Annotated in this window: 24 protein-coding genes; 9 read left to right on the top strand and 15 right to left on the bottom strand. The window is 63.6% G+C overall.

Going from position 1 to position 22440, the window contains the following annotated elements:
- Position 1: 1 nt before the first annotated feature.
- The 6 genes from phoU to KEC16_RS07605 form a co-directional block, all read right to left on the bottom strand.
- Complete coding sequence (gene phoU / locus KEC16_RS07630; protein WP_211547490.1) at positions 2 to 721, bottom strand: phosphate signaling complex protein PhoU; 720 nt, start codon at positions 719 to 721, stop codon at positions 2 to 4.
- A 13-nt stretch (positions 722 to 734) separates the two neighbouring features.
- On the bottom strand, positions 735 to 1526 hold the full coding sequence (pstB, locus tag KEC16_RS07625) for a phosphate ABC transporter ATP-binding protein PstB (protein WP_211547488.1): 792 nt from the start codon (positions 1524 to 1526) through the stop codon (positions 735 to 737).
- Positions 1527 to 1594: 68 nt separating this feature from the next.
- The gene (gene cobN / locus KEC16_RS07620) at positions 1595 to 5251 is read right to left on the bottom strand and encodes a cobaltochelatase subunit CobN (RefSeq protein WP_211547486.1); all 3657 of its coding nucleotides are present in this window, start codon (positions 5249 to 5251) and stop codon (positions 1595 to 1597) included.
- Between the two features lie 4 nt (positions 5252 to 5255).
- Positions 5256 to 6260, bottom strand: coding sequence for a cobalamin biosynthesis protein CobW (gene cobW, locus KEC16_RS07615; protein ID WP_211547484.1), 1005 nt, complete (start codon positions 6258 to 6260; stop codon positions 5256 to 5258).
- On the bottom strand, positions 6260 to 6772 hold the full coding sequence (cobU, locus tag KEC16_RS07610; RefSeq protein WP_211547482.1) for a bifunctional adenosylcobinamide kinase/adenosylcobinamide-phosphate guanylyltransferase: 513 nt from the start codon (positions 6770 to 6772) through the stop codon (positions 6260 to 6262). Before cobU ends, cobW begins: the two co-directional genes overlap by 1 nt.
- 24 nt (positions 6773 to 6796) lie before the next feature.
- Entirely contained in the window at positions 6797 to 7954 is a 1158-nt protein-coding gene (locus KEC16_RS07605) for an iron-containing alcohol dehydrogenase (protein ID WP_211547480.1), read from the bottom strand.
- A 185-nt stretch (positions 7955 to 8139) separates the two neighbouring features.
- Here KEC16_RS07605 and KEC16_RS07600 point away from each other — a divergent pair, with 185 nt between their 5' ends.
- Entirely contained in the window at positions 8140 to 9465 is a 1326-nt protein-coding gene (locus tag KEC16_RS07600; protein ID WP_211547478.1) for an O-methyltransferase, read from the top strand.
- Positions 9466 to 9559: 94 nt separating this feature from the next.
- Here the strand turns inward: KEC16_RS07600 and KEC16_RS07595 are convergent, their stop codons facing one another.
- Genes KEC16_RS07595 through tsaD form a run of 3 tightly spaced genes read right to left on the bottom strand, consistent with a single transcriptional unit; the run spans position 9560 to position 11680 of the window.
- Positions 9560 to 10303 (bottom strand): substrate-binding periplasmic protein, encoded by a 744-nt coding sequence (locus tag KEC16_RS07595; RefSeq protein WP_211547476.1) that lies wholly within the window; start codon positions 10301 to 10303, stop codon positions 9560 to 9562.
- A gap of 57 nt (positions 10304 to 10360) precedes the next feature.
- Positions 10361 to 10621, bottom strand: a complete 261-nt coding sequence (locus tag KEC16_RS07590; RefSeq protein ID WP_211547473.1) for a hypothetical protein — start codon at positions 10619 to 10621, stop codon at positions 10361 to 10363.
- A gap of 3 nt (positions 10622 to 10624) precedes the next feature.
- Entirely contained in the window at positions 10625 to 11680 is a 1056-nt protein-coding gene (tsaD, locus tag KEC16_RS07585) for a tRNA (adenosine(37)-N6)-threonylcarbamoyltransferase complex transferase subunit TsaD (RefSeq protein ID WP_211547471.1), read from the bottom strand.
- A gap of 48 nt (positions 11681 to 11728) precedes the next feature.
- Here tsaD and hemC point away from each other — a divergent pair, with 48 nt between their 5' ends.
- Genes hemC through KEC16_RS07565 form a run of 4 tightly spaced genes read left to right on the top strand, consistent with a single transcriptional unit; the run spans position 11729 to position 15848 of the window.
- Positions 11729 to 12676, top strand: coding sequence for a hydroxymethylbilane synthase (hemC, locus tag KEC16_RS07580; protein ID WP_211547468.1), 948 nt, complete (start codon positions 11729 to 11731; stop codon positions 12674 to 12676).
- A gap of 5 nt (positions 12677 to 12681) precedes the next feature.
- Positions 12682 to 13404, top strand: a complete 723-nt coding sequence (locus KEC16_RS07575) for a uroporphyrinogen-III synthase (RefSeq protein WP_211547466.1) — start codon at positions 12682 to 12684, stop codon at positions 13402 to 13404.
- A gap of 3 nt (positions 13405 to 13407) precedes the next feature.
- Complete coding sequence (locus tag KEC16_RS07570; protein ID WP_211547464.1) at positions 13408 to 14535, top strand: COG4223 family protein; 1128 nt, start codon at positions 13408 to 13410, stop codon at positions 14533 to 14535.
- The gene (locus KEC16_RS07565; RefSeq protein WP_211547462.1) at positions 14535 to 15848 is read left to right on the top strand and encodes a heme biosynthesis protein HemY; all 1314 of its coding nucleotides are present in this window, start codon (positions 14535 to 14537) and stop codon (positions 15846 to 15848) included. The genes KEC16_RS07570 and KEC16_RS07565 overlap by 1 nt, the downstream gene beginning before the upstream one ends.
- Here the strand turns inward: KEC16_RS07565 and cyaY are convergent.
- On the bottom strand, positions 15845 to 16171 hold the full coding sequence (gene cyaY / locus KEC16_RS07560; RefSeq protein WP_211547460.1) for an iron donor protein CyaY: 327 nt from the start codon (positions 16169 to 16171) through the stop codon (positions 15845 to 15847). The two genes, KEC16_RS07565 and cyaY, sit on opposite strands and share 4 nt — an antisense overlap.
- A gap of 163 nt (positions 16172 to 16334) precedes the next feature.
- On the opposite strand from cyaY, the gene KEC16_RS07555 reads away from it, so the two are divergent.
- From KEC16_RS07555 to KEC16_RS07545, 3 genes are all read left to right on the top strand, one after another.
- Complete coding sequence (locus tag KEC16_RS07555) at positions 16335 to 16661, top strand: response regulator (protein ID WP_211547458.1); 327 nt, start codon at positions 16335 to 16337, stop codon at positions 16659 to 16661.
- A 91-nt stretch (positions 16662 to 16752) separates the two neighbouring features.
- Positions 16753 to 16977 carry a 50S ribosomal protein L31 gene (gene rpmE / locus KEC16_RS07550; RefSeq protein ID WP_024079159.1) on the top strand — a complete coding sequence of 75 codons (225 nt, stop codon included), beginning with the start codon at positions 16753 to 16755 and terminating at the stop codon, positions 16975 to 16977.
- Between the two features lie 164 nt (positions 16978 to 17141).
- Positions 17142 to 18956, top strand: a complete 1815-nt coding sequence (locus KEC16_RS07545) for an adenylate/guanylate cyclase domain-containing protein (protein ID WP_211547456.1) — start codon at positions 17142 to 17144, stop codon at positions 18954 to 18956.
- Positions 18957 to 18998: 42 nt separating this feature from the next.
- Here the strand turns inward: KEC16_RS07545 and KEC16_RS07540 are convergent, their stop codons facing one another.
- From KEC16_RS07540 to KEC16_RS07520, 5 genes are all read right to left on the bottom strand, one after another.
- Entirely contained in the window at positions 18999 to 19397 is a 399-nt protein-coding gene (locus tag KEC16_RS07540) for a DUF1465 family protein (protein WP_211547454.1), read from the bottom strand.
- A 109-nt stretch (positions 19398 to 19506) separates the two neighbouring features.
- Positions 19507 to 19782, bottom strand: a complete 276-nt coding sequence (locus KEC16_RS07535; RefSeq protein ID WP_211547452.1) for a hypothetical protein — start codon at positions 19780 to 19782, stop codon at positions 19507 to 19509.
- A gap of 99 nt (positions 19783 to 19881) precedes the next feature.
- Positions 19882 to 20313 carry an acyl-CoA thioesterase gene (locus tag KEC16_RS07530; protein ID WP_211547450.1) on the bottom strand — a complete coding sequence of 144 codons (432 nt, stop codon included), beginning with the start codon at positions 20311 to 20313 and terminating at the stop codon, positions 19882 to 19884.
- Positions 20310 to 21086 (bottom strand): 3-hydroxybutyrate dehydrogenase, encoded by a 777-nt coding sequence (locus tag KEC16_RS07525; RefSeq protein WP_211547448.1) that lies wholly within the window; start codon positions 21084 to 21086, stop codon positions 20310 to 20312. Before KEC16_RS07525 ends, KEC16_RS07530 begins: the two co-directional genes overlap by 4 nt.
- Positions 21087 to 21097: 11 nt before the next feature.
- Positions 21098 to 21283 (bottom strand): DUF1192 domain-containing protein, encoded by a 186-nt coding sequence (locus KEC16_RS07520; protein ID WP_211547446.1) that lies wholly within the window; start codon positions 21281 to 21283, stop codon positions 21098 to 21100.
- 83 nt (positions 21284 to 21366) lie between these two features.
- Here KEC16_RS07520 and KEC16_RS07515 point away from each other — a divergent pair, with 83 nt between their 5' ends.
- Entirely contained in the window at positions 21367 to 22359 is a 993-nt protein-coding gene (locus tag KEC16_RS07515; protein WP_211547444.1) for an NAD(P)H-quinone oxidoreductase, read from the top strand.
- The last annotated feature ends 81 nt before the right edge of the window (positions 22360 to 22440 follow it).

Genomic DNA, 22440 nt, shown 5'->3' with positions numbered 1-22440 from the left:
ATCAGGGGGTCACCGCGCCTTCGAAGGCCGAGGTGTCGCGCTTGGGCCGCTGGTCGTTGAGCGCCCGACCGGTCGAGATGAAATAGGTCATCTCGGCGATGTTGGTGGCGTGATCGCCGACCCGTTCAATGTTCTTGGCGATGAACATCAGATGCGAACAGGCGGTGATGGTGCGCGGGTCTTCCATCATGTAGGTGAGGATTTCGCGGAACAGGCTGGAATACAGATCGTCCACTTCCTGATCGCGCGACCGCACCGCCAGGGCGCGTTCGGCGTCATGGGCCAAGAAGGCGTCCAGGACTTCGTTCAGCAATTCGGCCACCAGCTTGCCCATGCGCACCAGCGACCGCATGGGCGCGACGGTGGGCATCTGGTTCAGCACCAGCGACCGCTTCGCCGCGTTGGCGGCATGATCGGCGATGCGTTCGATGTCGCCGGCGGCTTTCAAGGCCGAGATCACCAATCGCAGGTCGTCGGCGACGGGGGCGCGCAAGGCCAGCAGGCGCACGGTTTGTTCGTTGATGAAATGCTCGCATTCATCAACCTTGTAGTCACTGTTCATCACCTGGGTGGCGATGTCGGAATCGCGCTTTTCCAGCGCTTCGATCGAGGCGGCCAATTGCGCTTCGGCCAATCCGGCCATGCGGGCCAAGGCGTCGTGCAGACGCTTCATTTCGTCGTCGTAGGACTTGACGATGTGTTGCTCGCCGATGGTGGGCATGGGAATTCTCCGTTCAGCCGAAGCGGCCGGTAATATAGCCCTGGGTCAATTGCTGGGTGGGCGCGGTGAAGATCTGTTCGGTATCGCCGACTTCGATGACTTCGCCAAGATGAAAAAACGCCGTGCGCTGCGATACGCGGGCCGCCTGCTGCATGGAATGGGTGACGATGACGATGGTGAAATTTTCCCGCAATTCGTCGATCAGTTCCTCGACCTTGGCGGTGGCGATGGGGTCCAGCGCCGAACAGGGTTCATCCATCAAGATCACTTCCGGGGAGACGGCGATGGCGCGGGCGATGCACAGGCGCTGTTGCTGGCCGCCGGAAATGCCGGTGCCCTTTTCGTACAGACGGTCCTTGACCTCGTGCCACAACCCGGCCTTTTCCAGCGCCTTGGTGACGATCTCGTCCAAATGATCCTTGTCGCGGTACAGGCCGTGGATGCGCGGGCCGAAGGCGACGTTGTCGTAAAGCGATTTGGGGAACGGATTGGGTTTTTGGAACACCATGCCGACGCGCATGCGCAGCAGCACCGGGTCGATGCCGTTGGGGCCATAGATGTGGTCGTTGTCCAAGGTCACCTGGCCGCTGACGCGGGCAATGCCGATGGTGTCGTTCATGCGGTTAAGGCAGCGCAGGAAGGTCGACTTGCCGCAGCCCGAAGGTCCGATCAAGGCGGTCACTTCATTGGTGCGGAATTCAAGATCGACGCCCTTAAGCGCCAGCTTGTCGCCGTAATGAACCTTGACATCGCGCGAGGTCATCTTGGTATCAAGGGCGACGGTGTCGGCAGAGGCTTCCGGCATGGGGTCCATCCGTATCGGTCAAAGGCAGCGCTGGTATAGCGGCAGCCGGGCGTCAGGCAATATGAAACTTACGTGTCACTGTGCAAAAGAGCATGGACCGAATTGCGTCTGGGTTTCCACAACCCACGTTCAATGGCTTCACCCAGGCGGGCTTTTATTTCGGCCAAGGCGGCGGGATTATTGGCTTGCAGGAAGGCGCGGACGGTCTCGTCGCCGAGATAGGCATCGGCGATCAGATCGAAATGGTGGTTTTTGACCGCGTCGGTGGTGGCGGCGAAAGCGAACAGGTAATCCACCGTCGCCGCCATTTCAAAGGCGCCCTTATAGCCGTGGCGCATGATTCCGTTGATCCATTTCGGATTAACCGCGCGGGCGCGCACGACACGGGCGATTTCCTCGGAGAGCGTGCGGATGCGCGGGCTTTCCGGGCGGGAATGGTCGGGGTGATAGATCGTCGGCGCGGTGCCGCTGGCATGCTTGACCGCCGCCGCCATGCCGCCTTCGAACTGATAATAATCGTCGGAATCCAGCAAATCGTGTTCGCGGTTGTCCTGGTTTTGGATCACCGCCTCGATATGGGCCAGACGGTGTTGGAACAGGTCATGGGCGGCCTCGCCTTGGGCGCCGTCGCCATAGGTCCAGCCGCCCCAGGCGATATAGGCCTGGGCCAGATCACTTTCATCGCTCCAGCCGCCTTCGTCGATCAACGCCTGCAAGCCGGCGCCGTAGGCTCCGGGCTTGGAGCCGAATACGCGGGCGGCGGCGGCGCTGCCCCGGCGCGGCGTTTCGGCGCGGACGCGGGCGGCCAGGGGATTGACGTCCTCGGCCTCGTCCAGGGCGGCGACGGCCCGCACCGCCGAATCGAACAGGTTGATGAGGTCGGGGAAGGCGTCACGGAAAAAACCCGAGACCCGCAAGGTGACGTCGATGCGCGGCCGGTCCAGCACGGTGTGCGGCAAAATCTCGAAACCGGTGACCCGGCGCGAGGCGGTGTCCCAGGTCGGGCGGGCGCCAAGCAGGGCCAGGGCCTGGGCGATGTCGTCGCCGCCGGTGCGCATGTTGCTGGTGCCCCAGGCGGTTACCGCCATGGCGCGCGGCCAGTCGCCGTGGTCTTGGAAATGACGCTCGACCAGTAATTGCGCCGATTTCCACCCCAGCATCCATGCCGCCGGAGTGGGAACGACGCGGGTGTCGACGGAATAGAAATTGCGGCCGGTCGGCAATACGTCGGGTCGCCCCCGCGTCGGCGCCCCGGATGGACCGGGGGCGACGAAGCGGCCATCCAATCCGCGCAGCAGCCCGGCGATTTCCGCCGCGCCACAGCCATCCACGGCCGGGGCGATGGTGGCGGCGATGTGATCAAGCACCGCCTGGGTCCGTTTCCAGGCCGGATCGGGGGCTTGGCCGGCAACCAGGGCGCGGGCCAGGGCTTCCAGTCGTTCGACGGTGTCGCCATGGCTTCGCCATGTTCCGTCGCCCAGGATGGGCGGACGGGGGCCTTGCCATGCCTCGCCCAGCACGCAATCCAATGGATCGAAGCCCAAGCACAGATCGTCGGCCAAGGCCCGCAACAGCGATTGCTGTCCCGCTTCGCTGCCGCGGCCGATGCGGGCGAGGGCGACCAGCAGATCAAGCCGCTGGTCCCCGGTGGGGCTAAGGCCGAAGATGTGCAATCCGTCGCGGATTTGCAGTTCCTTCAGCTCGCACAGATGGTTGTCCAGCTTGTTCAAGGCGGCGTCGGCATCATCGCCGGGGGTAATGCCGAGATCGGCGTCCAGCCCGGCGACGGCGGTCAGCGACAAGATATCCTTGCGCAAAATGGCGAGGCGACGGGGATCGACACCCGCCGCTTCGTAATATTCATCCACCAGCCGTTCCAGCTCGGCCAGCGGGCCATAGCTTTCCGCCCGCGTCAGCGGCGGCGTCAGGTGATCGATGATCACCGCGCTGGTCCGGCGCTTGGCCTGGGTGCCTTCGCCCGGATCATTGACGATGAACGGGTACAAATTGGGCAGCGGCCCCAGACAGGCCTCGGGGAAGCAGGCGGCGGACAGCGCCAGCGATTTGCCCGGCAGCCATTCCAGATTGCCGTGCTTGCCCATGTGGATGACGGCGTCGGCGCGGAACTGTTCACGCATCCAGGCATGGAAGGCCAGGTAATTGTGCGGCGGCACCAGATCGGGATCGTGATAGCTGGTCGCCGGGTCGATGTTATAGCCGCGTGCCGGCTGGATGCCGATGGCGATTTTGCCCAGCACCAAGATGGGCAGCAACAGCCGGCCGCACGACAATTCACCGGGGCGGAAGAATGGATCGGCCTCGGGCGTGCCCCAGCGCAGTGCCACCGCCTGTTGCACCTGATCGGGCAGGGAGTGGAAAAAACTCAGATAATCGGGCAGGGCAATGCTTTCGCGTTCCTGCCGCTGGTCCAAGTGCCGCCAATCGTTGGTCGAGCCCTGTTGCAGCAGGGTCAGCAAGGCGTTGCCGTCGGCGGGCAGGGTGTCAAGACCATAGCCGGCCTGTTGCAGGGCCCGGAGCACCTGGACGGTGCCGGCGGGGGTGTCCAGGCCGACGCCATTGCCCAGCCGGCCGTCGCGGTTGGGGTAATTGGCCAGCACCAGCATGATTCGGCGTGTGGCCGGGCTTTTGCGCCGCAATTTGGCCCAATTGGCGGCCAGGGCGGCGGCGAAATCGATGCGGTCGGCTTCGGGCTGGTGGCGGGCCAGATCGCACTGGGTGGCGGCGTCGCGCCGCGCCGCCTTGAACGACACGGCGCGGATGAGGACGCGGCCATCCACTTCCGGCAGCGCCACGTTCATGGCGATGTCCTTGGGGCCCAGGCCATTGGCGCCGGCGGACCAGTTTTCACGGCTGCCGCCGGCGAACACCACTTGCAGCACCGGGCAATCGCTGGCGGCGAAGGCGGTGTCCTCGGGCTTGCCGGGGGTGGCGACGGCGAAGCCGGTGGCGTTGACGATGACATCGGGGCGCATGCGCGCCAACATGGTTTCCACCGTGCCGGCCGAGGCCGGGTCTTTGAGCGATTGCACATACAGCGCGGCGGCGTTGAGACCGCGGGCGCGCAGGCCATCAAGCAAAGCATCCACCGGGGCAATGTCGCCGGCCAGGACCAGGGCGCGGTAAAACACCACCACCGCACTGGGTTTGGCCAGGTCCCAATCCGTGGCCCAATCCAGCGACGGATAGGGACCGGCGGCGGGCAATGGCTTGGGTTCCAGCCAATCCTCGGCCCCGGCGGCCCAGCGCAGCAGGCTGGTGACATTGTCGGGGCCGCCCTGGATCAGCCAGCGCCAGACCCGATCCAGGGTGGCCCCGGCCAGGGTGCTGGCCGTCATCAGATCAGGGTCGGGCTTGTCGTCGCCGGGCAGCAAGGCCAAGGCGATGCCGCGCTGGCGGCACACGGCGGAAATCTGCTCGACGCCATAGGGCCAATAGGATTTGCCGCCAAGCAGGCGAATGATCACCAGTCGGGCCGAGGCAATCACCTGATCGACGTACAAATCCACCGACAGGTGATGCGACAGCCGCAGCAGGTTGGCCAGACGCAGCGAAAACGGCGCCCCCAGCCGGGCATGAGCGGCGGCGATGGCCGACAATTCGGTGTCGGCAGCGGACAAGATGACCACTTCGCCGGGGCTTTGCCCCAGATCGACGGCTTCGGCGCCGTCATTGATGGTTCCGGGCTGGGCGGCGAGAAGATGCATGGATCTAGGCCAGGATGGCCGCCTCGATGGCGGTGCGGTCCAGGCCTTTTTCGCCAATCACCACCAACCGGCTGACGCGGTCTTCGCCGGCCTGCCACGGGCGGTCGAACCAGCGTTCGATGCGGGTGCCGACCGCCTGCACCACATGGCGGGCCGGTTTGCCCGATACCGCCAAAAAGCCTTTCAGGCGCAAGATATCGTGATCGGCGATGGCTTGGATCAGCCGGCCTTCCAGTGCCGCCGGATCGGCGATTTCGGCCAAGGTGACGGCGAAGCTTTCGAAATCGTCGTGATCGTGGCCGTCTTCGCCGTCGTGGTGGCTGGGGCGTGCGGCCAGATCATCCTCGGCCGCCGCCGACAGGCCCAGGGCGATCATCGGGTCGATGGCGCTGCGGCTGGTGCGGATCACCCGCACGCCGGGGCGCAGCTTGGCGGCCAGTTCAGCGTGGGTGCGGCCAAGTGCGGCGTCATCCAGCAGATCGGCCTTGTTGAGCAGCACCATGTCGGCGCAGGCCAATTGGTCCTCGAACACTTCTTCCAACGGGTTGTCGTGGTCGGGCTGGGCCATCTGTTCCGGCGTGTCGGCGAAACGTCCGGCCGCCACCGCCGCCGCATCGACCACCGCCAGCACCCCGTCAACGGTGACGCGGGAACGGATTTCCGGCCATTGAAAGGCTTTGACCAGCGGCTTGGGCAGGGCCAGGCCCGAGGTTTCGATGATGATGTGATCGGGCGGATTGGGGCGATCCAGCAATGCCTGCATGGTCGGCAGGAATTCGTCGGCGACGGTGCAGCATAGACAGCCATTGGCCAGTTCGATGATGTCGTCCTCGGTGCAGCCCTGCACCCCGCATGACGCCAGCAAATCGCCGTCGATGCCGATATCGCCGAATTCATTGACGATCAGGGCGATGCGGCGGCCGTGGGCATGTTCCATCAGATGACGGACCAAGGTGGTCTTGCCGGCGCCAAGAAAGCCGGTGATGACGGTGGCGGGGACTTTGCGCATCAAACACTATCCTTCAAGACAAGGGGCAATCCGGCGGCGACGAACACCACGCGGTGACAAATTTGGGCGATCCGCTGGTTGACGCGGCCCTGATGATCGCGGAAGTCGCGGCCCAGCCGGGTTTCCGGCACCAGTCCCAGACCGACCTCGTTGGAGACCAGCACCACTGTTCCCCGCGCCGTGGCCAGCACCTCGGCCAGGGCTTCGGTTTCACAGCCGACGTCACGGCCGGCATGCATCAAATTGCTGATCCACAGGGTCAGGCAATCGACCAGGATGGGGCGGGCCGGGTCGAGATGTCGGTCCAGGGCCTGCGGCAGCTCCAGCGGTTCCTCGATGGTGCTCCAGGTGGGGCCGCGCCGGTCCATATGCAAGCGGATCCGTGCGGCCATTTCATCATCAAAGGCCTGACCGGTGGCCAGATACAAGGCCGCGCCCGCGGTCAGCAGGGTTTCCGCATAGACGCTTTTGCCCGAGCGGGCGCCGCCGATTATCAAGGTGGTGTGGATCATGCCTTGATCATCTACCACATATTGCTAGGCGGCTTCCACTATCCGTTTGACCATGGCGCTGTCGATGTCGCCATGTTCGCCCAAGGGCGCCTGATGGCGGGCCGCCAGCCGGCCGGCGATCTGTGCGGCGATATCGGCGGGCAGATCGTAAGAGCTCAGGCCGGTGGGCACGCCCACCGATTCAAAAAAGGCGCGGGTCTTGGCGATGGCCGCCAGGGCGCGTTCGTCCTCTGATCCGTCGCGGATATTCCACACTCGCTCGGCGTATTGGGCCAGCTTGGCCTTTTTCGCCTCGAATTTCAGCGCCATCACGCCGGGCCAGATGGCGGCCAGGGTGCGGGCGTGATCAATACCGCTCAACGCGGTCAGTTCGTGGCCGATATAATGGGTGGCCCAATCTTGCGGCACCCCCGATCCGACCAGACCGTTCAAGGCCATGGCGGCGCACCACATCAAATTGGCGCGGGCCTGATAATCGGGCGGATTGGCCATCGCCCGCGGGGCGATTTCCACCAGGGTCGACAGCACCGCCTCGGCCAGCCGGTCGGTCAGCGGGGCGGCGGCGGGGAAGGTCAGATATTGTTCCAGCACATGGACATAAGCATCGACGATGCCGTTGCCGAGCTGGCGCGGCGGCAGGCTATAGGTGCTGTGCGGGTCGAGAACCGAGAATTTCGGCCACACCGCCGGGTGGCCAAATGACAGCTTTTCGTGGGTTTCGTCGCGGCTGACCACGGCGAAGCAATTCATTTCCGAACCGGTGGCCGGCAGGGTCAGGACGATGCCCATCGGCACCGCCTGGGTGATGCGGGCGCGCTTGGCCAAGATATCCCAGGGGTCGCCGACGAAGGGAATGGCGGCGGCGATGAACTTGCAGCCATCGGCGACCGAGCCGCCGCCTACCGCCAAGATAAAATCCAGCTTTTCGCGTCGCGCCAGTTCCACCGCCTGCATCAGGGTCTCATAGCGCGGGTTGGGCTCGATGCCCGCGAATTCCGCCCAATGCAGGCCGGCGCCCTGGAGGGCCGCGACCACCTGATCATAGACGCCATTGGTTTTGATCGAGCCACCGCCAAAAGCGAACAGCACGCGGGCGCCGGTGGGAATTTCCTTGCTCAACTGCGCGATCTGGCCTTGGCCAAAGATCAGCCGAACGGGATTATGGAAGGTGAAATTATCCATGGCGCGCACCCTTGCTGGCGGAAATCCGGGGGCGGATTGGGCCATGCTCGGGCCACTCAGGTCAAGGATGCTCGTGTATGGACCCGCGTCATTCGCGGTTTTGATCGACCATGATACCGGGCGAGGCAAGGCTTTGTTTACCAGTGCGCCGACACTGTGTTTTTCAGAACCGCACGGGGGCTGCAATGTCTGGGAATGTGACACTGAATTTCAGGTATGAAGAGCGTTTTTGCTGGATTGCCGAAGGTGTGGCCGAGGCTTTTCCGGGCGAAGCGGCCGATACCATGCAAGCCTATGGGTCACGCCTGGTCGTGCTGGAGGATGGGGTTGCGTTGCCGTCCCCGCACCAGCCTCATTCCGAAATCCGCTCGCTTGGCGCCGGCCGCTATTCCCATTGGGCCGGGACGGTCCGCTTTGCCACCAGTGACAATTCCTCGCCCTTGGACAATGGGCGGAAATATACGTTGGCCATTGGCGATCATCGGGTCGATCTGATCGCCGCGGCCTGGCTGACCCCGGATCGTGCCCGGACGATTGCCCGGCAACTGGAGCACTGGACCGGCATGGCGGTCGATGTCTCGCGGTTTCTGCGCCATGAGCGCCGCCATGCATGGCGGCTTGATCTGGAGGCTTTGGCGGAATGGGCGGGGGTGGCGATCAATCGCACCGACGCTTTCGCCTTAAGCGAAGATGGTCATGTGCTTGACGCTTGTGTTGATGATGTTGACCAGGTGGCCCAATTGGGGGGCGGGCGGTGGTGCTTGCGTTATCCCCATGTATTTTTCTCGGGCCGAACGATCGCCAACGTCAAGGTGAATGGTTGCCGTTACGTCGTGCGTTTGGGCGCGGCCGAGATCGCCGTGCCGCTATCCCTGTCCGCGTTGGCCTTGGGCAAGGCGCGGCGCCCCGTCGCCCCGGCGCTGCGACGGATGATCGAGGACGCCCAGGCGGTCGGTTCGTCAATCCAGGTCATTCCGCCGCAAGTGTGCGACGGATACGAAGCCGGCGATTATTATCATTTCCTCGCCGGGTTGGTGCGCCAGCAAGGGTGCCGCCGGGTTCTTGAAATCGGCACCCGACTTGGCGGTTCGGCTTGGGCCATGGCTCAAGGCATGGGATCGACGCAGGAAAAGCTGGTGACGGTGGATATTGTCGATGCCGCTCTCAAGCTCGAGCAATTCGATCCGCGCATTTGTCGGATCGTCGGCGACGCCGCCGCTGATCCGACCGTGCGGGCGGTGCTGGAAGCCTTTGACTATCAGCCCATCGATTTGTTGTTTGTCGATAGCGCCCATGATTATCCATCGACATTGGCCCATTTCAGCATCTTCGATGCCCTTTTGGCGCCCCGCGTCGTGGTCTTCGATGACATCGTGCTATGTGAAAGCATGGCGCGTCTGTGGGCCGATCTGACCGCGCTTTATGGCGACGCCGCCGCCGACGCCACCTGGGTCGAGCCGGCGGTTCGTTCGGGGGAATGCGGCTTCGGCATCATCTTGCGCCGGCCTTAGACCGTGATGCCCTAAATGTGCATCACGGTCTAAGCTTCATCATTTTCCCTCACCGGGCGCAGGCCTGGCCGCGCCCGCAAGGGGCGCTGAAGCGTCAAAAAATATCAAAGGGGACATAAGCGCGCACGATCCGGCCCAGGCTGCCGTCACGGGTTACCTCTTCCAGGGCTTCGTCGATCTTCGCCTGCAAATCCGGACGGTTCTTGGCGATGACGATATGGACTGGCCAGCCGGCGTCAATCGGGTCCGAGACAAAGCCGAATTCGGCCCCCGATGGGGTGATCAGGAAGGGCTGAACGGTCATCATCGGCGCCAGGGCCAGATCGGCGTGATTGTTCTTCAGGGCGGCGATTACCTCGGAAATCGTCGGTTTCGTGACCGGGGTGAAGTCGGCGCCAAAGTTATCATGCAGCCATTTGGCTTGGCGCGACCCCTCTTGCACCGCCACCTTGCGGCCCTGCACCAGCTTGGTCATGGAGGTCCCGGCCAAGTCACGACGGCCGATGAAGACGGAGGTTGAACGCCAATAAGGCTGCGAGAACAGCATGGTTTGCGCCCGTTCCGGCGTCTTGATCAGATTGCCAAAGCCGATCTGGGCGTGGCCATCGCGGATCTGCGCCACCAGGGCGGCCAACGGCATGGGCTGATACCGGCAGTGCAGCCCGATCCGCGAACAGAGCAAGGCCGCCAGTTCGACGTTGATGCCGGTGGTGCTGCCGTCAGGCTGGCGCATGCTGAAATTGGGGGTGGAATCGGTCAGCGCCACCACCACTTCTTGCGCCGCTGCCGGGAAAATCACCGCCAGCCCAATTAACACCGCCATTGCGATCTGTCGCATGCGCGTGCCCCCTTTCCATATAGAAAGTATGGGCATTATGCGCGGCCCTGGCAAGTCTCAGAACGACGTATCGTTGGGGTCCATGCACCAGGAATCGGTGCGGATGGCCAATTTCAGGGCGATGCGGGCGACATCGTTGTCGATGGCGCCGGCATGGCGCCATTCGATGCGCAGGGTCCCCAACGCTTCGAACACGCGGATGACCCGAAATTGCGGCGGCAGGTGCAGGCGGGCAATGTCGCGCATGGCTTCGTCGAAGGCCTGGGCCCAATCATCGGGCATGGCGGGGATTTCGGCGATCAGCCATGGCCACGGCATGGGTTAGGCCTTGATTCCTGCGCCGGCCGCCTTGGGGGCGGTGGGGTCCAGCGGCCAGCGTGGGCGAGGGGCGAAATCCAAGGAATCGACTAATCCCAGACGGAAGCGTTCCACCCCGGCCCAGGCGATCATGGCGGCGTTGTCGGTGCATAAATTCAGCGGCGGCGCTAAAAAGACCAGGCCGGAGCGGGCGGCCAGCACGGTCAACGCCGCCCGCAACGCCGCATTGGCGGCGACGCCGCCGGCAACCACCAGATGGCGGCCGTGCGGCCATTGCCGGGTAAAGATGTCGATGGCGCGTTTGGTGCGGTCGGCCACCGATTCGGCCACCGCGGTCTGAAAGGCGGCGGCGACGTCGGCGATATCGGTGTCGGACAGCGGTTTGGGCAGGGTTTCCACCAGCAGCCGCACGGCATTTTTCAGGCCGGAGAAACTGAAGTCACAGCCGGGTTTGCCCTTCATCGGCCGGGGCAGGGAAAAGCGGGTGGGATTGCCCTTGGCCGCCCATTCTTGAATTTGTGGGCCACCGGGATAGCCCAGGCCGATCATCTTGGCCGCCTTGTCGAAGGCTTCGCCCACCGCGTCGTCAATGGTGGTGCCCAGGCGGCGGTAATCGCCGACGCCCAGCACCGCCAGCAATTGGCAATGCCCGCCCGAGGCCAGCAGCAGCAAATAGGGAAAGTCGACGCCGTCGGTCAGCCGGGCCGTCAAGGCGTGACCTTCCAGATGGTTGACGGCCAGGAATGGTTTGTTGGCGGCCAAGGCGATGGCCTTGGCGGTCATCACCCCGACCATGACGCCACCGATCAGGCCGGGACCGCCGGTCGCCGCCACCGCATCAAGATCGGCAAAGCCGACGCCGGCCTGCTTCATCGCCGCGGCCACCATGGCGTCCACATTTTCCAAATGGGCGCGGGCGGCGACTTCGGGCACGATTCCACCATAGGGACGATGAACGTCAATTTGCGACAGCACAACATCAGCCAGAATGCGGCGGTCGCCGTCGACGATTGCCGCGGCGGTTTCATCGCAACTTGTCTCGATTCCAAGAATCAGCACCGAAAAGCCCTTTCCAGATACGCCATCATTACCTACAACAGGCTGATCATGACGAAAACCGTAAACACCGCTCAGCTCACCATCGGCACGCGCGGATCGCCGCTTGCCTTGGCCCAGACGCACGAAACCCGCGACCGCCTGGCCGCCGCCTGGCCCGTCCTGGCGACCGCGGACGCCATCGCCATTCAGGTCATTCAGACCACCGGCGATTTGATCCAGAACCGGCCGCTGGCCGAAATCGGCGGCAAGGGATTGTTCACCAAGGAATTGGACGATTCCATGCTCGATGGCCGCATCGACCTGGCCGTCCATTCCATGAAGGATGTGCCGACGGTTCTGCCCGACGGCATCGTTTTACCTTGCGTGTTGCCGCGCGAAGACGTGCGTGACGCCTTTTTATCGCTGAAAGCCACCGGCATCGCCGATCTGCCGGCGGGCGCGGTGATCGGCACCGCCAGCTTGCGGCGCGGCGCCCAAATTCTTAATCGCCGTCCTGATCTGAAGGTGGTGAACTTCCGGGGCAATGTCCAGTCCCGGTTGCGCAAGCTGAGTGAAGGGGTGGTTGACGCCACTTTGCTGGCCATGGCCGGCCTTAATCGCCTGGGCCTGTCCGAACATGCCACCAGCGCGCTGGAAGCCGAGGAGATGTTGCCGGCGGTGGCCCAAGGCGCCATCGGCATCACCTGCCGCGCCGACGATCAGCGGGCGTTGGATTTTCTGGCGGCGCTCAATTGCCCGCAAACCATGGTCCGCATCACCGCTGAACGGGCCTTTTTGCTGACGCTGGACGGTTCGTGCCGAACCCCCATCGCCGCCTTGGCCGAAATTGACGGCGGCACGCTGTCGTTTCGAGGTCTGATCGTCAGTCCCGACGGCCGCACCATTCATGCCGTCAGTCGGAGAGGTTCCTTGGCCGATGCCCAGGCCATGGGCGAGGATGCCGGGCGTGAACTGATCGGCGTCGCCGGGCCGGGTTTTTTCGACTTCAAGGCCTGATTGTGGTGACGACGGCGTTGGTCACCCGCCCGCGTGAAGATTCCGAGGCCTTGGCGGCGGAACTGACGCTGCGCGGTGTCGGTGTGATGGTCGAGCCGTTGCTCGATATCGTGCCGGTGACCGGGGCCGAGGTTTCCGCTATCGGCATCCAGGGGATTTTGGCCACCTCGGCCAATGGTGTGCGGGCGCTGGCGCGGGAACTGGCGGATCGTTCGCTGCCGGTATGGGCGGTGGGCGATGCCTCGGCCCGCGTGGCGCGGGAACTGGGCTATCAGCGGGTGGAAAGCGCCGGCGGCGACGTCGACGACCTGGCCGCTTTGGTCGCGGCCCGGTGCCGGCCGCAAGACGGCGGCTTTTTACACGCCGCCGGAACGGTGACCGCCGGCGATCTGGCGGGGATGCTGGGGGCGGCCGGCTTTGTCGTGCGCCGCGTGGTTTTGTACCAAGCCCGAACCGCGACCGCCTTGTCCGCCGGGCTGATCACCACCCTGGAGCAGGGGGGGATCGACGTTGTCTTGTTTTTCTCTCCCCGCACGGCGGCAACCTTTGTTACCCTGGCCATCGATGCCGGTGCCGGGGGATGGTGCGCCGGGATTGTCGCCTATGCCCTTAGTCCCGCCGTTGCGCGGGAATTGGCGGGTTTGCCGTGGTCCACCATTCGGGTGGCCGACGCACCGACGCAAGCGGCGCTGTTATCGGCGCTGGATCACGATTTGAAGCGGGGATAATCCATGACCGAAAGCCAAAAGCCACCCTCGGACGAGGAAAACACCGCGATTGTTGCCGAACCGGAGGCGTCTTTAGTCCCTAAATCGGAGACGCCATCAGACGACGCAGCAGAGACGGCGACGGCGGCCAAGGAAAAATCCGGCGGCCCATGGGCCGCTCTGGCGCTGTCCCTGGTGGCCATTGCCGTGGTTGGCGGCGGCGTCGCCACGTTCGATCAATGGAAAGGTTTGGTGCTGCCGCCGGCCAAGGCCCCCTCGGTCGCTTCGGCGCCGCAATCGCCGGTGTTTCGCCCGGCCACCGACACCGATTCCATGCGGGTCGAGCTGAATGGTCTGCGCGATCGTCTCGCACAGTTGGAAATGCGGCCGCAAGGGGATGACGGCGCCGCTTTGGCGGGGCGTTTCGATAAGGCCGAGACGGCGATCCAGGCTTTGCAGGCGCAGCCGCAAGTGCCGGCTCGGCTGGTCGGCGAGGTCGAGGACCTGGGCAAGCAGGTCGCCGAGTTGAAGCGCACCAGCGCCGATGCCGCCGCTGTTTTGCGGCTGGCCGATCGAGTGGAAAAGATTGATGCCGAGTTGCGCGAAGTGCAGGCGCGGCGTTCGTCGGCGGTGGCGGTTCTGCTGGCCGTCGGCCAATTGCGCGAAGCCTTGGCCCGGGCCATGCCGTACGATGCCGAGTTGCGGGCGCTTTTAGCCCTTGCCGGTTCCGATCCCGAGGTGGTGACCATCGCCGCCACTTTGAAAAACCGCGCCACGGTCGGCATTCCCACCTCTCCCATTCTGATCAGCCGGTTTCACCGTCTGGCCCCCGATCTGGTCCGTGCCCAGGTTCTGCCGGCGGAACAAAGCTGGTGGCGCCAGACCCTGGACCGCCTGACCTCGCTGGTGGTTGTCCGGCGCGAGGATGGCGACGCCGCTGGGACCAGCACCGCCGCCATTGTCGCCCGTGCCGAAGCCCGTCTGGCCGAGGACGATCTCGAGCATGCCGCCGCTGAAATCATCAGCCTGCCCGCCGTCGCCGCCGAGATCGCCGCCCCCTGGTTGGGCGACGTACAGGCGCGGCTGATCGCCGACAAGGCCGCATCGGCGCTGACCGCCCATGTGGTCGCCCAGGTGGGGGCGAAGCAGTGATGGCGCGCCGGCTCTTCCTGTTCGCCCTGGTCGTCGCCGCTTTGGTCGGCGGGGCCGTCTGGTTGGCTGATCGCCCCGGTTCGGTGACCATTCATTGGCAAGGCTGGCGTGTCGATACCAGTGTGCCGGTGCTGATCTCGGCCATGCTTGCCTTCATGGCCGTGGTCACGGTACTGGTGCGGCTGGTTGGTTCGATTATCGCGGCGCCGGGGCGCTTTCTTGCCATTCGGCGGGAAAGGCGGCGGCGTCAGGGCTATGCGGCGCTGTCCGATGGATTGGCGGCGGTGGCCGCCGGCGATCGCCGCAGTGCCGGCAAGCTGGCTCGCCGTGCCGACAAGCTGCTGGCTGACCCGGTGCTGACCGGTCTGTTGACCGCCCAGGCGGCGGAACTCGCCGGCGACGAGGGCGAGGCGGAGAAGCGGCTGAGCGCCATGGTCGAGCGGCCACAGACCGCCTTGTTGGGTCTGAAAGGTCTGCTGACCCTGGCTCAGCGTCATGGCGACAATGCCGGTGCCTTGGATTACGCCCGTCGGGCTTGGGCCTTGGGGGTGCCGGTCGAGGGGCTGGCGGCCAGTCTGTTCGATTTGCAGGCCCGTGCCGGCCAGTGGGTGGAAGCCGAGGCGACCCTGGCCGAGGCGCGGAAGCGCCGGGCCTTACCGGTCGAGGATATCCGTCATCGTCAGGCCTTGGTTCATTTCGAGCGTTCGGTCCGGGCGGAACAAGATGGCGATCAGGCCGGGGCCTTGGCTTTGGCGGTAAAGGCCCATCAGGGCGACTTTACCCTGGTCGAGGCGACGGTCCGCGCCACGCGGCTGTTGCATCGCGCCGGGAAGGACCGCAAGGCCGCCGCCGCCCTGATCACCACTTGGCAGGTTGCGCCACATCCGATTCTGGTCGAGGCGATGATCGCCCTGGCGCCGGCGGAAACGCCGCTGCAACGGGTCAAGCGTCTGGAAAAGCTGGTCAAGGCCAATCCCGACGCCGCCGACGGTCACATCGCCCTGGCCGAAGCTGCTTTGGCGGCCAAGCTGTGGGGACAAGCCCGGACCCATCTGGAACTGGCGGCGGCGCAACGGCCCAGCGGCGGTGTCTATATCCTGCTGGCGCGGCTGGAGCGGGAAGAACGCCAAGACGAGCCGGCGGCCCAGGCTTGGCTGCTGAAGGTCGCCGCGGCCCCAGGAGAGCCGGCGTGGTACTGCGCCGCCTGTGGCAAGCCGGCCGACGGTTGGACCAGCGCCTGTCCGGCCTGTGGCGCCGTTGACGGCCTGCATTGGCGTCAGCCGGCCCAAGCCTTGTTGCCGGTTCCGGTTTAGAAGTTCAGGTCCTGGCCGTATTTGGCCTTCAGCTCGTCGGCCAGAACCTGCGGCAGCCGGTTGGCGCTGTCACGGGTCGAGATCCATTGCCCCTCGGCGAAATCGTAATGGCTGGCGCCGCTGAACGGCGACGACATCCAGATTTGCCGGTTGGGGCCATGTTTGTTGATGACGTATTGACCGCCGCCATCCAGGGACATGGTCAGGATGCCGCCTTGAATTTCGGCGTCGATATCGTCCCCTAAAATATCGTCGACGCTGTCGGCGATACGGTTCAGCAGATCGTCGGCGGCGGCGGCGAAACGGCTTTCATCAACGCTCATGGCACATCCTTTTCAACTGGCGGCGGATGGTACCTAACCCCGCCGCTCTCGCCAAGTCCTCAGGTCATAACCGTATTTTAATTGGACCTTTTGCCGTGCGGTGGTGATACAGTCAGCGATGCAGGCGCCACGTCAGATGGCCCGCCGACAGAGGGAGACATCCATGAAGTGCATCATGGTCATCGAGACCGAGGCACGGGCCAGGCAGGCCTTGAAATCCATTTTGGAAAGTGCCGGATACGAGGTGGTGGTCGCTGTCGATGGCGGTGATGCGCAGTCGCGCCATACGCTGCGTCCCGCCGATCTGGTTATCGCCGACGGCATCGACGAACCGCCGGCCGGGGCCAGGATTCTGGCCGTGCCGGGCGGGACCGATCAGCGTCGGGCCATGTTGTCGGAACGGCTGCGGCTTTCGGGCGCCAACACCTTTTTGCCCAAGCCGTTTCGCCGTGACGATCTGCTGAACGCGGTGCGCGCCAGCCTGGCGTGAAACCCAGTGTGAAAAAAAATAAACCCCGCGCTTGCACCCTCATGGGGTTTTCTGTATAGAGGGCCCCTTCGATTTGCAAAGCAGGACGGCCATGAAGAACGACATTCATCCCGACTACCATGAGATCAACGTGGTGATGACGGACGGCACCGAATTCAAGACTCGTTCGACCATGGGCAAGGCCGGCGACACTCTGCGTCTGGACATTGATCCCAAGTCCCATCCGGCTTGGACCGGCGTGCATCGCATGGTGGATTCGGGTGGCCAGATCGCCAAGTTCAACAAGCGGTTCGCCAGCTTCGGCATCAAGTCGTAAGTTTGCCGCCAGCGGCTTTGCCGCACGGTTGCCAGAACGAAGAAAGTCGCCGGATTATGGTCTGGCGGCTTTCTTTGCTTTATGGTGGACTTCGTCCCGTGAAGACGGTACAGCAGGCAGGGATAGGGAGGCTTTCGGGCCGAATAGGCGGACGCGCATAGACCATGATCATCGTCCACTACGAGGTTTACGTCCTCGAAGGCCGCGGATGGATGCTGCATGCGCGTTTTCCTCGCATGGAGCGCGAAAGTGCCTTGGCCGAAGCCAAGGAACTTGAATACGCCCTGAAGATCAAAGTTCGGGTAGTTCGCGAAACCTATTACACCGACAACAACGCCTTCGAAGAAGCCGAAATTTATGTGACCGGGGGCAAGAACCCTGAGCGCGCCAGCCCGGCGCCAGCCACGCCATCCGCGCGGGCCGGGGGAGCTGGCGGCGGGCGGAAGGTTGCTTCCGCCGCCCGTTCGACACCTGCCGCCGCCGCCCGACGCATGCCAGCCGCACGGCCCAAGTCCAAGGCGTCGGATGAAGAGATCGCCCAGGCCCGTCAATTGCTTGGCCGTCTGCTGGCCATTGTCGCCTTGGGGCTGGCGGCCGCCCTGCTGGCCATCAAGCTGACCCCCAATGTCATCTTGATGCTGTGGAAGATGGGCTTTGGCATCAAGGTCGATGCCAACAGCTATTCCCAGTTGCTGATGATTATTTTCGCCCTGACCTTCCTGATGACCTCGGTGCCGCTGGCGCTGAAATTTCTGCCGCGCAAGACCGCCTTGCCCAAGTTCCGGGCGCCGCACTTGGCCCTGGCCGGCGCGGCGGCGGCGGCGCCGTCGAAATCGGGCCTGAGCAAGGAAATGAAGAAATCCTTGAACAAATTGGCCAAGGAAGCGCAGCAAGAAGCTCCCAAAAGCAGCGCCGCCGACGACGACGATTTGCCGCCACTGGATCTGGATTTGGCCGACGATCCGTCACCGGACGAGGTGATGGCGGCGGCGGCGAGTCAGGAGCAGGCGCAAGAACAACAACCGCCAGACAAGCCGACGGCGGAAAGCAAGGGCGATGAGCCGGCGGTTCCGAGCCAAAGCGTCGAATCCCAGATGCCCAAGGTGTCGCGCTTTCTTGATGGCGCCTTGGAGCAATGCCGGCAAGAACGCATCGGCATGGACAATTACAATAAATTCGCCCTGCACCTGTACATGGCCGGCGCCGTCGAGGCTTTGGCCGAGTTCCGTAAATTGGGCGCCGCCGCCAAGGTGCCGTTGATGAGCGAAGCGCTTGACGTCTTGGGGACGCGCGGCGAGATGGCCCGCAGCTTTTTTGACAAGCTGCCGGAATATCGCCGCGAGGCGCGCTATATGTCGGTGATCGAGGCCGGGCGCAACGCCATGGGCAATTATTTGCTGGGCGATGAGATGGGGGCGCATATCTCGCTGCGCGATGTTTTCCGCGACTGGAACCGCAAGACCGACCAGACGCAGGGGCAGATGATGACGGTGTTGTTCACCGACATGGTCGATTCCACCAACATGACCCAGATCCGCGGTGATGCCGCCGCCCAGGAAATCGTTCGTCGTCACAACCTGATTGTCCGCAACGCCTTGTCCAAATTCGGCGGTCACGAGGTCAAGCATACCGGCGATGGCATCATGGCCTCGTTCCTGTCGGCGGGGGCGGCGGTTGACGCCATGATCGTGGTCCAGCGTCAGGTGGCCGAACACAACACCCGTATGCCCACCCAAACCCTGCATTTGCGCATTGGCCTTAATGCCGGCGAACCGATTCAGGAAGAAGACGATCTGTTCGGTTCCACCGTGCAATTGGCCGCGCGCGTTTGCGCCGCCACCAATTCGGATGAAATCCTGTGCACGGCTTCGGTGATGGAATTGGCGGGCAAGCCCAGTTCCTTGTTCCGGTCGGTCGGGGCCAAGGCGGTGAAGGGGTTTCGCGATCCCATCACCATGTACGAAATCAGTTGGAAATAAGGACCGGCGTGTCTTTCCGCTGAGCTGTTCGCCGGGATAATTTTAATTCAGCCGTTGCAGCATCTGGTTTTCCAGGCGGGCGATGCGCTGATAAAGCCTCAACGAGCGTTCCAGCAGGCTGCGCAAGCCGGTGGGCAGGTTTTCATCGGCTCCGAACGAATGGTCAAGGCAGACTTCGAATCCCGACAGCCGGTTGGGCTCGGCCAGGGCGGCGGTCGAATCGATTTCACCCTCGTGCACGGCGCGTTGCATCATCAGCCAAGCCATCACCTGGGTCAGCCGCGAGGTCACCCGCATGGCTTCACACGACATGCGCAGCCCGGCGATGGCTTCGACCTTGCGGCGTTCGCGTTCTTCCACATAGGACATGTAATTACGGGCTTCGACCATCAATGTCATGGCCTCGTCATAGGTCCCGCCAAAAAAGGCCGGCTGCTGCATGGCAACACTCCTGTTGCGTCCGCGGCTCCCCCGAAGCCTTGGGCATTTTCCCCGCCGAGGCCACATCATGGCACCCGGTCCACCTAAGATGGAATATTCCCAAAAAATATCAAGAGACAAAAATAGCGGCAAAGTGAATGTTAAATTGGATAAAATTATAAATATTGAATAGTAATGACGCCATTGTCATAGTGATGGTGATGTAATTATCTCGGTCTGTGAGGTCATTATGCGCTTCGTCGTCACGGAATCGTTCGACAAGAGCGAGATAAACCACTTTTTCGATGCCGAAATCAGTTGTCGCATTGGCGGGGTCATCCAATCCCGCAGCGGCAAGATTTATCGGGTCGAAGATGTTGCTTGGCACAGCGATACTTTCGACCATACGCCAAACGTCAGGGTCCTGCTGAAACGGGAGAAATAGCCCGGTTCGGCCTTCTGATCTTTTCGGAGGAGGTTTGGCGCTTTTGGCGGAGATCGCACGCTACTGGTGGCCGAGGAACACCTGTCGGATGGCTTCGGGGATGGCAATAGGGCGTTGGCTCTGACGATCGACGAAGACGTGAGTCCAGTGGCCATCGGCGGCGGCGTCATCGCTGCTGTCGTCGAACAGGGCGATGGCGTAGCGGACCGAGGAATTACCCAAATGTTCGATCTTTAGCCCGCCGACGACGCCGTGCGGCCAGGATAGCGGCCGCCGAAAGCGGCACAGGCTTTCGGCGGCGAAGGTCAGGACCGGACTGTTCAACAAATCCATGGCGCACGGCCCGCGCAGGAATTCCACCACGATCATCTCGAAGAAACGGTAGTATTCCACGTTATTGATGTGGCCGAACATATCGTTGTCCGACCACCGTGTCTGTATTTGAGCAAGAAAGCGGAAGTCTTCCTTGCGGGCCGCGACGCTTTTGCTCATTGGGCGGTCCAGCCGCCATCCATGGTCAACGAACTGCCGGTCATGTTGCCGGCGGCATCCGACGCCAGGAACACCGCCAGTTCGCCCAGCTGTTCGGGGGTGGTGAAGCGCTTGGACGGCTGCTTTTCACTCAGCAGATCGCGGCCGGCATCAGTGATGGAGATGCCTTGCGCTTCGGCCCGCGCGTCGATCTGCTTTTGCACCAAGGGCGTCAGCACCCAGCCGGGGCAGATGGCGTTGCAGGTGATGCCGGTTTCGGCATTTTCCAAGGCGACGACCTTGGTCAGGCCGATGATGCCGTGCTTGGCCGCCACATAGGCGGCCTTGTTGGTCGAAGCCACCAGACCGTGCACCGAGGCGACGTTGATCAGCCGGCCCCAGCCGCGTGCCTTCATGCCGGGCAGGGCAGTGCGGATGGTGTGAAAGGCCGATGACAGGTTGATGGCGATCACCGCGTCCCAGCGGGCGGCGGGGAAGTTTTCCACCGCGTCCACATGTTGGATGCCGGCATTATTGACCAAGATGTCCACCGATCCCAGCCGCAACTGGGCGTCGGCGATCAGGGCGACGCATTCATCGGCCTTGGACAGGTCGGCGCCATTGTAAAGCACGGTGACGCCGAATTCATCGGCGAGGCTGGCGCGCAGCGCCTCGATGCCGTCGCCGAAGCCGTTCAGCATGATACCGCAGCCTTGGGCGGCGAAAGCGCGGGCGATGCCCAGGCCGATGCCGCTGGTCGAGCCGGTGACGACAGCGTTGCGTCCCTTCAACATTGTGATTCCCCTTATAGCTTTCTGAACAGGGCCTCGGCCCCCAGTTTGACGGATTCCTTGGCGGTGATGGCAGCTTCGGCGCGGACGATCTCGGCCTGCAACTGGTCGATATATTCGCGCAATTCGGTCACCCCCATGATTTCAAGATTGCGCCTTTGCGCCGGGGTTTTCTTGGGGTCCAGGTCTTCCCAGTCCATGGGGCCTCCTTCGCCGCTTGCCATGACGGCATGAACGTACCAGATTGACTCGACCAGGGACAGACCAAGGAAAAGACACGGCCATGCTGCCTGAAACCATGACCTGCATCGAGATTTCCACCCCCGGCGCCGCCGATGTTTTGACGCCGGTTCAGCGGCCCTTGCCGGCTGTGGCCAAGGGGCAGGTGTTGATCAAGGTGGCCGCCGCCGGCATCAACCGTCCCGATGTGTTGCAGCGCCAGGGCGCCTATCCGGCCCCGCCCGGCGCTTCGGACCTGCCCGGCCTGGAAGTGGCGGGCACCATCGCCGCCCTGGGCGACGACGTGGATGGCTGGGCCGTGGGGGATGCGGTGTGCGCGCTGACCGCCGGCGGCGGTTATGCCGAATACGCGGTTTCCGCCGCGCGCCATTGCCTGGCCGTGCCCGCCGGTCTGGACCTGGTCCAGGCGGCGGCGTTGCCGGAAACCTTGTTCACCGTTTGGCACAACGTGTTCGAACGCGGTGGCCTGAAGGCGGGCGAGCGGTTTTTGGTCCATGGCGGCGCTTCGGGGATCGGCACCACCGCCATTCAATTGGCCAAGGCGTTGGGGGCGACGGTGTTCGCCACCGCCAATGGCGCGGCCAAATGCGCCGCTTGCCGTGATCTGGGGGCCGACCGCGCCATCGACTACGCCGCCGAGGATTTTGTCGAGGTGATCAAGGCGGAAACCGGCGGCAAGGGCGTCGATGTCATTTTGGACATGGTCGGCGGCGATTACCTGCCGCGCAACGTCAAATGTCTGGCCATGGATGGGCGGTTGGTCAATATCGCCTTTTTGAAGGGCCCGGTGGCGGAAATGAACATGATGCCGGTAATGCTCAAGCGATTGACCTTGACCGGCTCGACGCTGCGTCCGCAATCGGATGAAGCCAAGGCGCGCATGGCCGAAGGGCTGAAAACCGCCGTCTGGCCGCTGGTCGCCGCGGGTCGCATTCGTCCGCTGATCCATGCGGTTTTCCCGCTGGCTCAGGCGGCCGAGGCCCACCGGTTGATGGAATCCAACGTCCATGTGGGCAAGATCGTGTTGACCGTTTGACCCGCCGGGCGGCGTCCCATATAACTACGACAATTCCCTCATGTGCCTGCCATCGGCACCGGGACCGAAGCCTTGACCGGC

The sequence above is a fragment of the Magnetospirillum sulfuroxidans genome, assembly GCF_018224925.1.
In the GTDB taxonomy this organism is placed as follows: Bacteria; Pseudomonadota; Alphaproteobacteria; order Rhodospirillales; family Magnetospirillaceae; genus Magnetospirillum; species Magnetospirillum sulfuroxidans.
This window is presented reverse-complemented; position numbering and strand designations above follow the sequence as displayed.

Coding starts and splice junctions, on each gene's coding strand:
- KEC16_RS07515 (WP_211547444.1), top strand. CDS start 21,367: ATGCTGCCTGAAACCATGACCTGCATCGAGATTTCCACCCCCGGCGCC.
- KEC16_RS07605 (WP_211547480.1), bottom strand. CDS start 7,954: ATGGATAATTTCACCTTCCATAATCCCGTTCGGCTGATCTTTGGCCAA.
- KEC16_RS07530 (WP_211547450.1), bottom strand. CDS start 20,313: ATGAGCAAAAGCGTCGCGGCCCGCAAGGAAGACTTCCGCTTTCTTGCT.
- KEC16_RS07565 (WP_211547462.1), top strand. CDS start 14,535: ATGGCGCGCCGGCTCTTCCTGTTCGCCCTGGTCGTCGCCGCTTTGGTC.
- KEC16_RS07540 (WP_211547454.1), bottom strand. CDS start 19,397: ATGCAGCAGCCGGCCTTTTTTGGCGGGACCTATGACGAGGCCATGACA.
- hemC (WP_211547468.1), top strand. CDS start 11,729: ATGACGAAAACCGTAAACACCGCTCAGCTCACCATCGGCACGCGCGGA.
- KEC16_RS07520 (WP_211547446.1), bottom strand. CDS start 21,283: ATGGACTGGGAAGACCTGGACCCCAAGAAAACCCCGGCGCAAAGGCGC.
- cobU (WP_211547482.1), bottom strand. CDS start 6,772: ATGATCCACACCACCTTGATAATCGGCGGCGCCCGCTCGGGCAAAAGC.
- KEC16_RS07535 (WP_211547452.1), bottom strand. CDS start 19,782: ATGGTCGAAAGTATCGCTGTGCCAAGCAACATCTTCGACCCGATAAAT.
- KEC16_RS07590 (WP_211547473.1), bottom strand. CDS start 10,621: ATGCCGTGGCCATGGCTGATCGCCGAAATCCCCGCCATGCCCGATGAT.
- KEC16_RS07595 (WP_211547476.1), bottom strand. CDS start 10,303: ATGCGACAGATCGCAATGGCGGTGTTAATTGGGCTGGCGGTGATTTTC.
- cobN (WP_211547486.1), bottom strand. CDS start 5,251: ATGCATCTTCTCGCCGCCCAGCCCGGAACCATCAATGACGGCGCCGAA.
- KEC16_RS07545 (WP_211547456.1), top strand. CDS start 17,142: ATGATCATCGTCCACTACGAGGTTTACGTCCTCGAAGGCCGCGGATGG.
- cyaY (WP_211547460.1), bottom strand. CDS start 16,171: ATGAGCGTTGATGAAAGCCGTTTCGCCGCCGCCGCCGACGATCTGCTG.
- phoU (WP_211547490.1), bottom strand. CDS start 721: ATGCCCACCATCGGCGAGCAACACATCGTCAAGTCCTACGACGACGAA.
- KEC16_RS07525 (WP_211547448.1), bottom strand. CDS start 21,086: ATGTTGAAGGGACGCAACGCTGTCGTCACCGGCTCGACCAGCGGCATC.
- KEC16_RS07570 (WP_211547464.1), top strand. CDS start 13,408: ATGACCGAAAGCCAAAAGCCACCCTCGGACGAGGAAAACACCGCGATT.
- pstB (WP_211547488.1), bottom strand. CDS start 1,526: ATGCCGGAAGCCTCTGCCGACACCGTCGCCCTTGATACCAAGATGACC.
- KEC16_RS07555 (WP_211547458.1), top strand. CDS start 16,335: ATGAAGTGCATCATGGTCATCGAGACCGAGGCACGGGCCAGGCAGGCC.
- KEC16_RS07600 (WP_211547478.1), top strand. CDS start 8,140: ATGTCTGGGAATGTGACACTGAATTTCAGGTATGAAGAGCGTTTTTGC.
- cobW (WP_211547484.1), bottom strand. CDS start 6,260: ATGCGCAAAGTCCCCGCCACCGTCATCACCGGCTTTCTTGGCGCCGGC.
- rpmE (WP_024079159.1), top strand. CDS start 16,753: ATGAAGAACGACATTCATCCCGACTACCATGAGATCAACGTGGTGATG.